Source organism: Baaleninema simplex PCC 7105, assembly GCF_000332355.1.
In the GTDB taxonomy this organism is placed as follows: Bacteria; Cyanobacteriota; Cyanobacteriia; order Cyanobacteriales; family Geitlerinemataceae; genus Baaleninema; species Baaleninema simplex.
This window is the reverse complement of record NZ_KB235962.1, coordinates 502,369-516,196: the sequence shown is the minus strand read 5'-3', so window position 1 is coordinate 516,196 and position 13,828 is coordinate 502,369. Positions and strand designations below refer to the sequence as shown.

The following is a 13,828-nucleotide window of genomic DNA, read 5'->3' as shown; positions in this document are numbered from 1 at the left end:
TTCTTTCCTATGCCGGTTATAAATTTTGGCCATTTGGCTTCTTTTTCGTAACCTCAGAAACTACTATATAGTCAGACGGGGAGCAGCATAACGCCCTTGTCGATCGACCGTCAAAGGACTTTCTGCCCCATCTATCTGAACGCGAAACAAATAGGTTCCTGGTAACACTTTATGAAGTAGAAAATAAAGTTCTCGGGTGTCGCTCTCTCGCCGCTCTGCTTTAAAGATAAAATTCATGGGATTCTCGGAGTTATCGATCTGATTCAACAGCAAAAAGACCCGCTGTTCTGGACTCACTACTGTATCCACTGAAACGATCGCACCGATTTCAGTTTTCAATCCTTGACGATCTCTTTCTTCACGACTTGACAATCTCGACTCTCCCACAATCCGAGGACAAATCACAATGGGGAAGGCATTTGAAGCTGAATGGGAGACCATCGGTGACCGAACATCTGACGCCCTTGAATTATTGTGTTCGGAAGTCAATGCTGTATTCGTATGAACCTGCACGCTTTGCACTCCTGCGCGTAATCCTGGTAACTCTGGAGAAAATCGCACGCGGATTTCTGTTTCCGCCATGAAATCGGGGGTGAGAACGGCATCTCCTAGATGAACTCGCAAACTATCCCCGCGAAAATCTCGACCGCGAATGAGAACTGTGCTATCTGCAAAAATGACCCGATCGGCTTCTTTTTCCACTTCCACCTGAGTCACTATCGGTCTCAAAGGCGAGATGCTAACTTGCCGCGATCGCACGGGTAAAGCTGCCTTCCCTGATTTTTTCCCTTGAATCAGCACCGCTGTCGCCTGGTAAACAAAAGAGAGAGAATAGGGAGTTTGAAAAAAAGACGACCAGATGCGCGAGAGTTGTTCGGCATCCATGACTGAGGGTATAAATTTTACCAATTGAACCTGATGGGTGACAGTCGAATTTTGTAAAAAGCGATTTTCCTCTTTCGCCAAAATTTGGCTCTTCGGAGTTTAGGGTGACAGAAAAACTAACTTCACGAGATTTCAAGGGTTTTGGCTCTCGAATTTTCAATTTTTTGTATTATGGTATACATTTATAACCACAAACTCCGAAGACCCCAAAATTTCCTCAATTTTCTCAACAGACAAAATGGGATTGTCCACCATTGCCTGGAGTGCCATTCCCAGCAATCTTTGTGGTTATAATGTTGCTGGATCGCCATAAAACGTCAGTAAATAATTTAAGTCGAGTCCTGCTTGTCCGTGCTTAATTAAATCCCCTTTAGGACGGCGAGTCCGCAGATCGGCATTTCGCCATGCTGGGTTAGCTGCGGCATGATACAGGTAGATATTGATTCTGGTTTTGGGAGGATTAGTTGTGGGGGCATCTGGCCGATCCATTGTTATTGTTAAGTCAGGGAGTTCATGACTGAGTTCGTCAACTAAAATGTTTGATAAAGCCATAGTTACGGTAGCGATCGCGAGATGATTGGTCATCGTACTTTTAACTAAACGAACAAATAAGTTAATGTGTTCTTCTGACTTTTTCGAGAAGATCGAAACAGCTCTTGACACTCGATCGTTCAGGCAATTTTCAAGACAAGCGCTGAAACCTCTGATTTCTCATTTGCTAAACGACTGTGAGAAAGAGCTAAAACTCTTCAATATCGCGTTTCATTTTTGAATTGGCGAGGAAAAAAACAAACGTATTCAAATTGAGTAGAGCGATCGCGCTAGGTGTCTCTCACTTTTGCGATCGCAACCCCACCCATCCTCCCCGCAAGCTTGGGGAGGTGCTGAAGGACGTTCGGCGAGCGCGGTTCGGCTGAGCGCTCACCGTCGAAGCCTCCGTCGAGGCGCGGAGGGGTCGTTCTACGAATCAAGCGTGAACTATTCATGTTTTGTGTATTTTGTCAATCTTTTGTTTTGAAAAGTTTTCTGAACTCCTAAGACTGAAAGACTAAAACCCCTCTAGAAGAATACTTTTGGGATTTGCAAAAGGGAAATTGCACAGAAATGGCTTTGTCTGCTCCTCAATTCCCTGCTGTTCAAGGGTTCAATCCGATTTTGACAGCTCGTTAACTATCCCCACTCTGGAAGAGCCGAATAAATATTTATGAATTGAGCGAATGGTTCGTTTTATAGTTTGAGTATATTAAAAAATATTACCTTAAAACAGCAATCAATATGAATTGTCATTATTATTAATACAAGTCTAGACAAATATATAAATAAAAAAACTAAATTTATCTTTCCAAGTAATTGGAATTATCATATTTTTACAAAAAAAATTACAAAATAAAACATTTCTTTACAAATATCTCCCTTATGTCAAATTGGGGTGAGATCCGATTAGGAAAAACGTCTAAACATCCTGAAGGACTTAACTTTGAGGGGCTTTATGAGCCAAAAGTCTACCAATTGTAGAATTAGAGCGGAAGCCCAGCGTACGAACCAGAGTCCGATCTATAGGGATCTCGATGGCTGGCTTGGATGTTCGAGCCTCCGATCGCTTGACAAGGTTAGAATCTTGTAGTAAATTCCACAAAATTCTATCTCGATCGAGTTGAGCTGCCGTGTTTGCTTCTAAACTTCCCAAACCCTCCTCTGCCCCGCCCGTTCACCACGTGGCCCCGCCTCAAGTCGGCCCGTTTCCCACTCAAGAATCCCCCAGACGGCTGGCTCCTTCCGTCAGCCCGTTGATGATGAAGAGTTTTGGCCAGGGCAACCAACGAGTCCTGCAAACCCTACGGGCCCAGCAAGAAGCCGAGCAACAAGGTAAAGGGGTGCAAAATGGAAAGACCCGCGACCCCTCAGCCGCGTTTCAGGGGAGCGGCCGTTCGCTCAGCCTAGCCCTGATGGCGAAGAGTGATGAGCCAACGGAGTTTCGATCGGCAAAGCTTCCGGATAGCATTTCAGAGAGAGATCTTTTATTACAACAGCTACAATCTGCCGCCCCAGCACAGATGGTCGCTTCAGTTTCGCTTCAAAAAGAAACGTGCGAAGAACTCGACGATTTATATGAAAATCCGGTTTATTCGGGAAGGGAGTCGGGATTGGGAATCGAGCGTTACATCCCTCAAATTCAACGGGTCGTTAGGCAATACAACCGTATCTTACAACAAGGTGCGCCTGACCGTGTTCCTATTCCCCGTCCGATAAATTGGCGTTGGATTGCAGCAATGGTCATGGTAGAAAGCAATCCAGAAGCGACTCCAGAGGCTCGACAGTACGATCCGATGCAAGTCGCCAATGAGGGCGACACTGCTTTAAGTGTATTACGAGAGCGAGGAGAGCAAACCCATCGATTTGTACCAGAGACTCTTGCTGTAGACTTAAGAGATATACAGCATACTCCGTTTGATGAGTATGGTTTCCCGGATTATGATGAGAGCAACTTTCAAGATGGGCAGCGGATTAACGCTACTTTAAGTATCGAAGCGGGTGTGGCATGGTTAGTTAGGAAAGCAATGGTCACTAATAACCAAGGTTATATTGTAGGTTGGGTTCCCTGGAAAGAGGCTATTGCTGCTTACAACAGCCGACCTGGCTACCTTGAAAAGGTTGAATGTGCCTTTGACACGCTAGCGGAATGGTATAGCTAGCCAAGCGGGCAGAGTAAAAATGAACAAATATCAGATATCGATTGGCTGTATTTTTCTAGGAATAGGCATCTTCGTCTATGTCTTCCTCAATCTCAATAAAAAAACCGCTGGGATTGTTCGCTCGGATTCATCAGAGACTTCGAGCGAGTCACCGGACACCTTAGAGCTAGAAGACCAGGCAGAAGAAACTACCTCATTTTCGTCCATGTTCTTCCCCCCTTCAAGCGAACCGCCATATCCAGACATATCAAACGCCTCTGACCTGAGCATCGAGCTTCTCGATTATCTTTACGAAAACATAGAGGAACTCGATGTCTGTGATGGCCGGTTAGACTTCTTTGCTAATCGGCGATATCCTCGACTCTATGAAGTGGCAGAACAACGGTATATCGTTGAGTTAGTTTGTGGCTTGGGAGCTTATAACATTGTCTATCAATACTTTCTCTATGAAAGCCAACCTGAAGCATCAGAAATGATTCCATTGACATTTGACCAATTCAAACGAGACGACTACACAGAGGAGAGTGCAAGAGCGTGGGTTCGGTATCAACATCGAGATATTTGTGGTCGTCGAGTTTACGATACCGAGGAACAGATCTTTAACTTTTTCTGTAAAGGCATAGGGCAAGCAACCTGTGGAGATTTTGCTCGATATCAATGGGATAATGTAGAGTCGAGGTTTCAACTGCTGGAGTATCGAACTAAGGAGGATTGTTATTCCACGACTAGAGTTTTTCCCGAACAGTATCCTCTTATCTATCAAGCGCCATGAAGTTGTAGGGTAAAGAATAGTGGCGATCGTATTGAGGCATTTAACGATTGGTATAATTTAGGATCTTCGAGATATACGGTGATTTTTTGTGTCTAGATAACGTGATACCGAGGGTTTCAGCGATTTAAGATCGACTATTATATAGTCTGGGATACATTTATCATCACAAACCCAGAAGACCCTTATGGAGGAAAAACTGTGGAAAATCTCGATCCCAGATTTGCTTTGCTAGTTTTGTTCTCGTTCGTCTTTGTATTAATATCTCTGGGCTCTAAAATAACTCAACTCCGTTCAAAACTGCTCGCAAAAGAAGATGAAATCAAGGAAATAGAATCCAAATTGCAAAAATTAGAAGAACAATTTCAAGATCGATCGGATATCGGTAATAATGAATCGTAGCTAATCCGAATAAAATCAACGAGTTTTGCTGAATTAAGATGAGGTTAATATGAAAAATTGGGAGGTTGTGTACAAGTGGATAACAGTAGGAGTGGCTTTACCACTTTTCATATTGTTTATAATCGATGTGGGCAGAGGTCTTGAGGTAGTTTGGCTTCCGCGATTCATATCATCACTCACAATAATCGTTGTAGCTTTAGACTCCAGGAGCGATTCTCCTGGCTTCGCGAGCAAAATGTCTGAGATCGATCGAAAAATTTCCAGCATAAAAGTTAGGCTACAAAAGCTCGATGAAATAAACAGCAAATAGCATTCAAGGTTGATTACTGATTGTTGGCGATTTTGACCTTGGTATGTCGGGTGAATGCCCATATTTTTTATCTAGAAAGGGAATTCGCGATTTATTCCATAGTAACTTCGGAAGAGCCTCAAATTTGCAGCGATTGTCCAGATGATGTTAAAACGAGGTCAACCTTAATCATGAAAGATTTAATTTTGTTTTTTTTGCAATTTATCGGATGGTTTTACAGTATTAAAATCTTCGGGATTGTTGCTATGGGAGATTTAATCCACAGTGCTTCAATTGTTGCAGGATTAATACTTCTCCTTCGATCGAGTAAGAAAATTAATCAGAATATGTATATTGCAGCAGGTGCTATTCTTATTGCTTTTGGCGTAGGCTACTTTAGTGTGCTCTTGTCCTGGGGTGATAAGTGAGATTTATGTTGATTCTGGCAAGAGTTTCAGTCTTTTTTGAATATAAATATATATTTTTTGATACATTTTTCACCATAAAACGAGAAGAGTCCTTTAGTGAATATCCGATGGGCTATAATAAATTTCAGGAAATTATCGAAAGAAAAATACAGGAAGTCAACTAACAATCTGATTGGTAAGAGAAATCTTAAAATGCTAAATTTCTTTGAGAAAAAGTGAAAAAGAGTAACGATCGAATTTTATCGTTTGCGAGTTGGGCTTCTGGGTTGAGGATGGCGTCGATCGCAATTTTGGCGTTGGCGATGAGTTGGGGAGTCGCGCAAGATTTATCGATGGTGCGTTGAGTTCGATTTGAGGGAAGATCGTTAAAATGAATGCAAGTCCAGCCCTAACAGTACTACTTATTGGTCACTACCTTAAGAGGAAATTCGATCGTGAGCAACTCTGACTCCCTAGACTTGTTTGGTGTTATGGGAATAAGTCCCGAATCCCTTTATGAGATTGTAAAAGAGGATGAGGAAAGAAGAAAAACAGGGATACCTAGATACACCGATCTCGTTCTAATTGCAATTACCTTGGGACATTCAAGAGAAGAATTTTTCTCCGAACGTCTATACAAAAAAGTAACTGAAGTTCTGAATTTTGTGAACCGAAAAACATTCTTCGTTCAGTCCTTAGCTCCGGTTCCTTTTCTGTGGGCTGGCTATAAAGGAATTATAGAGGATACGTTAGCGTCTACTCTCCATGAAACTGCGAGTTGGGTAATGGAAAGTAAAGGAGAAATCCGTATGGTAGTAGGTAGAGGGATAGTTGAATGTGAAAATCAAGGAGATGACAGACAAAGAGGGATTTATGGCTGTTGGGCGTCGAAACTCGGGGCTAGCGGTTCGCTAGTTTCGAGTATCCTTCAAGGATGTGTATCTCTTCCCAAACAACAGAGTTGGGGAAATCAAGCAGTCATAGAACTCATGCAAATCGAGTCACCTGAAAAAATTACTGTTGGTAGTGAGGATTTTTATTCCATGTTTTAGAGTCGGTTGAGTCAACGAAGTGGTTTGTAAGGTAACTCAAAAAAATAATGTCTCGCCTTGAAAAACTCAAACAAAAACTAGAGAAGTATAGCCAGATGTCTCCATCTGAGATGAGGCCTCTATCCGTTGCCGAATCTAGAGTTGTTGCGGGCATCACTTTAGGTTCGGCTTATGAAGATTATGTCTCATCGAGATTATACAAAGAATGTTCTCGATTGTTGTACAAACAACCCTGGTCGCGCGAGGCACTAACTCCTCTGCCTTTTATTAGCATTCCTACAGACGATGAAGCGGTAGATAAGGTGAATAAAATTTTGAATTTAGTCCTAAATAGTCAGGGGGAACTAAGAATCGTAGCAGCAGAAGGTTGCGTAGAACACGGACTGCATGGAGATCCGGATGTTTATATGGACTTTGGATCGATTGGCTTGGTGGTTTGCTCCATGATTCGAGGTTGCATTTTGTTACCTAAGAACAGTAGTTGGGTCAATCAGTCTCTAATGGAACTTCTGCAATTACAATGCTCCGACAGTGTTCGGGTCGGCACAGAAACTTTTTATCGTCTATCAGGTACAATTTAGACAATAACCGTTTTTAACTATGCTTTATGGGCAAAATCAAACCTTCAGATACGACTCTAAAAGGTATTCGATCGAGAACGATAACGTTACGTGTACGAACCAAATGGAAGCGATCGCCATTTTAAAATTGAATGGGGAGTGAAAGCATTAGATGATGAGAGTAGCCTTTCCTAGTCTGCTGCTCTTTGAATACTACGCAACCTCTTTAAACTTTCCGAATTCGAGCCATACATCTTTTGTTGGCTCTTCTGGATTGGGTGCATCTCACTTTCGTAAAAACACCAAAATCATGGTAAAATAAAATGAGTATATATCTCTAAAGAATTTCAAAATGAACTTAAACTCCGAAGATCGAGAAAAGCTACAAGAACATCTCAGAGCAGTGGCTGACATCTTGCATCGTAATACGTCTTCAGATAGACTCCAAACCTTTGAGAAGATTGAAACCACTCTGAGAGACCAAATACAAGAAGAAGTTTCTCCCGAAATTGCTCGGTTTTTTTTCAGCAGTTAGCCAAATCAAAATTGGCAGGCCCCGAAAATTGAAAACCATTGTCGGGGAAGTTGAAATCACTGACAAACAAGCCTATTATTTTAACTGGCTCTTCCGACCTTGGTGTGTAGGGTAAATGCTTGTAAGTAGCCCCAGAGAAAAAAAGGAATGTGTGTAAAGGATTATTTCAGACCTCGAAGGTTGACATACTTAACAGAATGTCCGTGGCGCTCTCCTCGGGCTTCGAGTCCCTCGGTCACGTGAAAAGCCAATTCGGACTCGGATTCAAACATCTGTCCGACTAATTCATCACGTTTAAGATGCTCCCACTCCAATTCAATGGGATTCATTTCGGAACAGTAGGGTGGCAAGAAGAATAAGTACAGTCCTTGAGCTTCCCATTGAGAGAACTTCTGCTGAACTACCTTACTCGTGTGAATCGAACCATTATCGAGTACGATGACGCGGATTCGACCCGTAAGTTCGTAAATTTTCTGGGCTTCATGGGCTTGCTCGTCCATCAGCTTGATGAAGTCTTCACTTTTCCAACTGCCCAAGGCCAAACTACAGACAAAAGTCACTAAGGGTTGCCATAGCCCTAACAGACTCACTCGTTTCCCTCGTTTCTTCGTCTGTTCTTGCCGTTTCTGTTCTCCCTTGAAGTAATAGCTGTAGCTGGCGGCACTCCACAAACAGCATCCCGATTCGTCCGTGTAGAGTAAGTCAATCTCTCCAGCCGCGGCAGCGAGTTCGAGCATTTCCAGGTCGTTTTGCTTAGCTAGGCGCTTTTGGGGGTCTTGTCGTTGTTGATGGCTTATTCGGGTCCGCTTCCAAATGACCCCCTTTTTTTGAGGATCTGACGCAGATACTCAGGACTCAGGTTCACTTGTCGTTCGCGGCGCAGTTTTTCCGCCAGTTGCTCGCTGTTATAGGTTCTTGGGTCATTTCTGAGGCAGTTTTCTAGATATTCGATGTCTTCTTCATTCCAAGTTTTTTTCCGTCCCCGTCCTTGGGCTTCCCACAGTCCCCCTAATCCCTTATCTATCCAAGTCTTGAGAGTTTTCCTCACCGTCTTGACCGTTTGGTGCAGGTGCTCGGCTATCTGTTCGACATACCACCCTTGGTGGCTCAGACGAACGGCTTCGGCTCGGTCTTTGACTCGCTGACTCACCGTCGTTGCCTTCCTCATCTCCCAGAGCGTTCTTTCTTCTTCACGGTTGAGAAACACTCTCAGTCTGGCTCCCATACCTCTGACTCCTTTCTGGGGAAACACTTTATAATCTGTAATATACCTCCTTTTTTTTTGTATGACCTGCTTAGCCTATATCTGAAAATGAATTTCGCGATTTGAGCGAACTTTTTATACAGTTTAGCAAAAACTTTTATCCTGTAAGGGTTTCAGTGATTTCTTGCATAGTAAGTTCGGAAGAGCCTCATGATATAGAGATCTAACTGCTTGTATAAAACCCCAACCTCTCAAACTCAAAAAAATGTCAGAAACACTTTGGAAGCCAGGAATAGACCTTTACTGGCTCGAGGCATTTAAAATACCGACCTTAATCTGGGCCAAACCCTTGTTGTCCCAGTTGAACTTACCTCCCGATATTGTCGCCAACCTTTCCCGGCTTGAGTCGCTCCACCCACAAATTTATAGCGAAATCGGACAAGGCTATAAATGGGTGAGAAAGAACTACCAAACGACTGAGGAGATCGCGCCCCAGGATGTCAAGGTATTAGGGCAAGTTATCTGTAAAGCCTTCCGACAACTGGATAGGGAGCTAGGGAATCAGACAGCCCGAGATTTTGAACGCTGGGCAAGACGGCATTTTGTCAACAATGACGCGATCGCACCTTTGTTTAATTGGGAATCTTTATTCCACACTTTTTCGGTTGTTAAAAGAAAGGTAGGAAGCTTGAGTCGTATTCCACGTTTTCCCGAGCGTGCCAGAGAAAGTCAACCGCAATGTTTGGATTCTATGCTGCTCTGTGTTGAAGAATTTTGGGGAGGAGATCGAAGAAACCAACTCACCCAACAAGCGGCAAGTTTAGCCCCTCCACCGACACCGGAACATTTAGAATGTGGCTTGGAGGAAAATGCAGAACAACTCACGATAGAGGGGATAATAACCCGAGAATGGACTATTGCCACTTTGAACTGCACGGCCGCTCAGATCGACTCTCAGCAGAAGCAAGAGTTAATGGAATGGCTAGTCGAGTATGCAGACTATATTTGCATGGGTCTCAAGCTGGATCTCGAAAGGGAGGGGCAGTATTTGGATACTCGAATGCCACTCTGGGATTGTCCAACTATTGTTTGAGTGCTATCTCAAATGGCTGAGTGTCTTGAGAATCGATCGCCAATTCCCAAAATACAGCCTTGTTACGAAATCTATCGATCGAAACCGAGGTCAAACCCTTGTCGAGCAACTAAGAGGCGGTAAATATTTACAATCGACCCTCCCAAAGTTCGAGGGTATTTTAGCCCACATTCCGCACCACCATAGATAGAGTTGTTGTGGGTCATTTAAATGCCAAATGTAGCGTAAGCAGTAATACTCATACACGACAGATAGTGCGTTAAGTTTTGCAAAACGCTATCCCTCCTCTGTCAAACCGGGGTGAGCTCTTGTTAGAAAAAGATTCTGAAGCTCCTAACGTGCTTGAACTTCGGAGATTGTATTCGCCAAAAGTCTACCAATTGTAGAATTAGAGCGGAAGCCCAGCGCACGAACCAGAGTCCGATCTATAGGGATCTCGATGGCTGGCTTGGATGTCCGAGCCAGCCATCGCTTGACAAGGTTAGAATCTTGTAGTAAATTCCACCAAATTCGATCTCGATCGAGTTGAACTGCCGTGTTGGCTTCTAACCCACTTTCCGCACCACAAGCATACTACAACAGGATTTTTAACGAAGAAAGTACATTACAGCCTTCGTTGTTGAAATTTATGTTCAACAACTTGTGTAGTATGTATTTTTACTTGCGATCTTGATAAAGCTTTCTGCATAAAGTAAAGTTTTGACAGATCGGACGAACATACTACATTTTGAAGTGCGGAATGTGGGTTATTAGGAGGATAAGGGGGACAAGGAAAACAAGCCAGCAACTGACCTGTTAGCTGTCTCCACTGCTGACTGTTTCCTAGTCGAATTGTTGGGCGTAAAATCGGGCGTAGCGTTCCCCGCGTTGCAACAGTTCTTGGTGGGTTCCCGATTCGACAATGTTTCCCCGTTCCATCACCAGGATACGATCGACCCGACGCACGGTCGCCAAACGGTGAGCGATGACGAAGACGGTGCGATCGCGTGCGATGCGTTCTAAGGCTTCCTGTACCAAGGCTTCTGACTCGGAATCTAACGCCGATGTCGCTTCGTCTAAAATCAAAATCTGCGGGTCTGACAACACCGCCCGAGCGATCGCCAACCGCTGACGCTGACCGCCTGAGAGGTTGATTCCCCGTTCTCCCAACATCGTATAATATCCGTCGGGCAGTTGGCTGATAAAGTCGTGGGCGTTGGCTACTTTCGCCGCGTCGATAACCGCTTCTAACTCGAAGGCGACTCGTCCGAAGGCGATGTTTTGCGCCACGGTTCCGGCAAACAACACGGTATCCTGGGGAACGATGCCGATTTGTCGCCGCAAACTTCTCAACGTGACATCGCGGACATTAACGCCGTCGATGAGAATTTTTCCCTGTTGGAGTTCGTAAAATCGCGGGATGAGATTGACGAGGGTTGATTTTCCCGCCCCGGAAGATCCCACCAAGGCGATGGTTTCGCCGGGAGAGACGAGTAAGTTTAAGTCTCGTAATACCCAATTCGGCGATCGCGTGGCTTCGGTGGCGTAGGTGAAAGAAACGTTGCAGAATTCGACTTTTCCGGTGATGGGAGGAAGTGCGATCGCCTCGGGAGATTCGACGACGGACGGTTGAATGTCTTGGAGTTCAAAGACGCGATCGACAGAGGCTTCGGCTTGTTTGAACTCGTTATAGTTGCTGGTAACCAGGGAAATCGGGTCGATGAGCATCGCCACCCCCGCAATATAACTCACGAATCCCGCACCGGTGAGGTTTCCCCTCGAAATCTGCCAACCGCCGAGGAAAAATAGCAGTAAAACGCTCATGGCTTCGAGGAATCCCACCACCACGAACTGCAAGGCTTTGACGCGTTCGGCGGTGTATTTGGTGTTTCGGTTGCGTTCGGCTTCCTGGGAAAAGCGATCGATGGCGTAGTCTTCGGCGGCGAATCCCTGCACTAACCGCATTCCCGCGAAAAGTTCGGTGAGAAGCGAGGCGAGGTTCGACACTTGCGCCTGACTGCGACGAGACACTTGCAACAGTCGGTTTCCAAACCAACCGATTAAACCCGCCATAATTGGTGCAATGACAAGGGTGGCGAGGGTCAATTGCCAGTTTAACCAAATCATATAGCCCAACACGACGATTAGCTGTAAGACGCTGGGAACGAATTGGTGAAAAATTTTGTTGATGACTTCGCCGATGCGATCGATGTCTTCGGTGAGGCGGTAGGACAAATCGCCAGTTTTTGCGGTGGCGAAGTAGTCGAGACTCAGTCGCTGGAGGTGCGCGTAGGTTTGTTTCCGCAAGTCCAAGGCTGTGGCGAGGGCGGCTTGGGCCATGAGTGCGTCTTGTCCGTACTGTACCGCACCGCGCACGATAAAGATAACTGCACTCCACCCCGCCAGTTGCGCGATCGCCTGTACGTTTCCTTCGCCGATGTAGTTGGCGATGCGTCCGGCCAGCCATCCGAGAACCGGCCAGAATAGTGTAAATCCTAGCGTACAGGCGAGGGCTTGGGCGATCGTACCTCGGTGGGGACGCAGGTAGGGAAGAAGTTCTCGGTAGCGCGATCGAAATTTCAAGGGCGGTTCGTCACAACATCGCCTCGATTTTACGGCGAATTCCCGCGCGATCGGCATTCGCGACCCTTTTGCAAATATCAGTTCGGCTGATACAGGAGACCTCTTCACATCTCGGGATTTCCGAGATTCGTGTGAGATCCCCGGCATCTCTGACTGACCGACGTATCTGTTTAGCGTAACGGCCAAAGTACGACGAAAGGGGAATAGCACAAGCCAGGATAAGTCGCCAAGCTAAAAGAAGAAGCCAGTCGGCGGAAGCGAAAAAGCTAGCCCAAGCGCCCCGGACGAAAAGTCGGCCGACGAACACTACGAAATGCCCCTGGAGAAATGTCCCGATTGCGGTCAACCCCTAAACCCAGAAGAGCTTCTATTATCATTATGTCCTTTTTGTGTCTAACTAGCGGCTACACTCGGACGCTCGACAAACACTACTGCTTCTTCAGACATTCTGAAATCAACGAGATTCTTGTAAAAAATATTTACACAAGCGTCAATATACTTTTAGTGAATATCGAGCCAAAATGGATCTTGAGAATGGATATTCTACAAGCCGAATGCTAGAAATTTTACGCGATCGCTGTCGATATTTAATCGAACGCGGTTCGACGTTAAATAATCCCCATATTCCAGGCTCGTATTTTCAAGATTGGGAACAAATTACAGTGTGTCATGCTGAACGGTTGCGAGAACTCGTTCGAGACTCTTTTTTAAGATAACGCACGATCGATCGCACGAGCGACGTGATACCCTAACGGCGGTGGAACCGCATTTCCAATTTGCCCTAACGCCATATAAACTGCACCGTGAAACTGCCAAGATTCGGGAAATCCTTGTAAAATTGCACAATCGGGAACTTGCCCGAACGAATTCGGGAAACATATCGCGATCGTCCTGTTTTCCTTCTTGGCGTCCAGCAACAGAAAAAGGCTGACAGGGCGGACCGCCGTGAATTACATCTACTTGGCCGCGATAGGGCGTCCAATCCACGTTTCGGACATCGCCAGCGTCGCTAGAAAAAACCGTCCAGTTCGATCGATTGCGTTTGAGAGTTTTTCCGGCGTCTTCTAAGACTTCATAGGATGCGGTATGTTGAAATCCAGCGCGATCGAACCCTAAATCTAAACCGCCACCACCACTAAATAAAGAAAGCGATCGCAATCCATTTGTAGGCAATTGAGGCATTAAATCCTCGGGATTTAATTTCGGCTGGTTAACCTCGTGAACGGGGGCTAAACCTTCTCCTCGCATGGCTTTTGCTTTCGCTTGACTCGACGCCTTCGAGATTTGTCGGTATTTTTCCCGCTCTGCTTCGCTGAGATTCCAGCCTCGATAAGTTGACACGCTTTAATTGTAAATCGATTGATTTCTGATTCTATC

11 protein-coding genes and 2 pseudogenes are annotated in these 13,828 nt (G+C 45.2%); 8 read left to right on the top strand and 5 right to left on the bottom strand.

Features of this window, described 5'->3' with window-relative positions; genetic code table 11:
* Nucleotides 1-63 precede the first annotated feature (63 nt).
* Together GEI7105_RS0127695 and GEI7105_RS35665 are read right to left on the bottom strand one after the other, a co-directional pair.
* Entirely contained in the window at nucleotides 64-966 is a 903-nt protein-coding gene (locus GEI7105_RS0127695; RefSeq protein ID WP_158413280.1) for a DUF8756 domain-containing protein, read from the bottom strand.
* Nucleotides 967-1,173: 207 nt separating this feature from the next.
* Entirely contained in the window at nucleotides 1,174-1,470 is a 297-nt protein-coding gene (locus GEI7105_RS35665; RefSeq protein WP_158413279.1) for a Pvc16 family protein, read from the bottom strand.
* A 1,205-nt stretch (nucleotides 1,471-2,675) separates the two neighbouring features.
* On the opposite strand from GEI7105_RS35665, the gene GEI7105_RS0127680 reads away from it, so the two are divergent.
* The 7 genes and pseudogenes from GEI7105_RS0127680 to GEI7105_RS35660 all read left to right on the top strand — a co-directional run.
* Complete coding sequence (locus tag GEI7105_RS0127680) at nucleotides 2,676-3,578, top strand: hypothetical protein (protein ID WP_144054082.1); 903 nt, start codon at nucleotides 2,676-2,678, stop codon at nucleotides 3,576-3,578.
* Nucleotides 3,579-3,597: 19 nt separating this feature from the next.
* Nucleotides 3,598-4,350 carry a DUF1176 domain-containing protein gene (locus tag GEI7105_RS0127675; RefSeq protein ID WP_017663603.1) on the top strand — a complete coding sequence of 251 codons (753 nt, stop codon included), beginning with the start codon at nucleotides 3,598-3,600 and terminating at the stop codon, nucleotides 4,348-4,350.
* 879 nt (nucleotides 4,351-5,229) lie between these two features.
* A complete protein-coding gene (locus GEI7105_RS0127660) occupies nucleotides 5,230-5,466 on the top strand; it encodes a hypothetical protein (protein WP_017663600.1) in 237 nt (78 codons plus the stop codon).
* Nucleotides 5,467-5,681: 215 nt separating this feature from the next.
* The gene (locus tag GEI7105_RS40685; protein ID WP_017663598.1) at nucleotides 5,682-5,810 is read left to right on the top strand and encodes a hypothetical protein; all 129 of its coding nucleotides are present in this window, start codon (nucleotides 5,682-5,684) and stop codon (nucleotides 5,808-5,810) included.
* A 90-nt stretch (nucleotides 5,811-5,900) separates the two neighbouring features.
* The gene (locus GEI7105_RS0127645) at nucleotides 5,901-6,497 is read left to right on the top strand and encodes a hypothetical protein (protein ID WP_144054081.1); all 597 of its coding nucleotides are present in this window, start codon (nucleotides 5,901-5,903) and stop codon (nucleotides 6,495-6,497) included.
* Nucleotides 6,498-6,544: 47 nt separating this feature from the next.
* Complete coding sequence (locus GEI7105_RS38020; RefSeq protein ID WP_144054080.1) at nucleotides 6,545-7,078, top strand: hypothetical protein; 534 nt, start codon at nucleotides 6,545-6,547, stop codon at nucleotides 7,076-7,078.
* 331 nt (nucleotides 7,079-7,409) lie between these two features.
* Nucleotides 7,410-7,674 (top strand): annotated as a pseudogene (locus GEI7105_RS35660) (ISKra4 family transposase); the annotation flags it as partial.
* 79 nt (nucleotides 7,675-7,753) lie between these two features.
* On the opposite strand, the pseudogene GEI7105_RS36410 reads toward GEI7105_RS35660, so the two are convergent.
* Nucleotides 7,754-8,817: pseudogene (locus GEI7105_RS36410) on the bottom strand (IS630 family transposase).
* Nucleotides 8,818-9,061: 244 nt separating this feature from the next.
* Here GEI7105_RS36410 and GEI7105_RS0127630 point away from each other — a divergent pair.
* Complete coding sequence (locus GEI7105_RS0127630; protein WP_017663596.1) at nucleotides 9,062-9,889, top strand: hypothetical protein; 828 nt, start codon at nucleotides 9,062-9,064, stop codon at nucleotides 9,887-9,889.
* An 822-nt stretch (nucleotides 9,890-10,711) separates the two neighbouring features.
* On the opposite strand, the gene GEI7105_RS0127625 is transcribed toward GEI7105_RS0127630, so the two are convergent.
* Nucleotides 10,712-12,508 carry an ABC transporter ATP-binding protein gene (locus GEI7105_RS0127625; protein ID WP_017663595.1) on the bottom strand — a complete coding sequence of 599 codons (1,797 nt, stop codon included), beginning with the start codon at nucleotides 12,506-12,508 and terminating at the stop codon, nucleotides 10,712-10,714.
* A gap of 600 nt (nucleotides 12,509-13,108) precedes the next feature.
* Nucleotides 13,109-13,792, bottom strand: a complete 684-nt coding sequence (locus GEI7105_RS41320) for a DNA cytosine methyltransferase (RefSeq protein WP_017663594.1) — start codon at nucleotides 13,790-13,792, stop codon at nucleotides 13,109-13,111.
* Nucleotides 13,793-13,828: the final 36 nt, after the last annotated feature.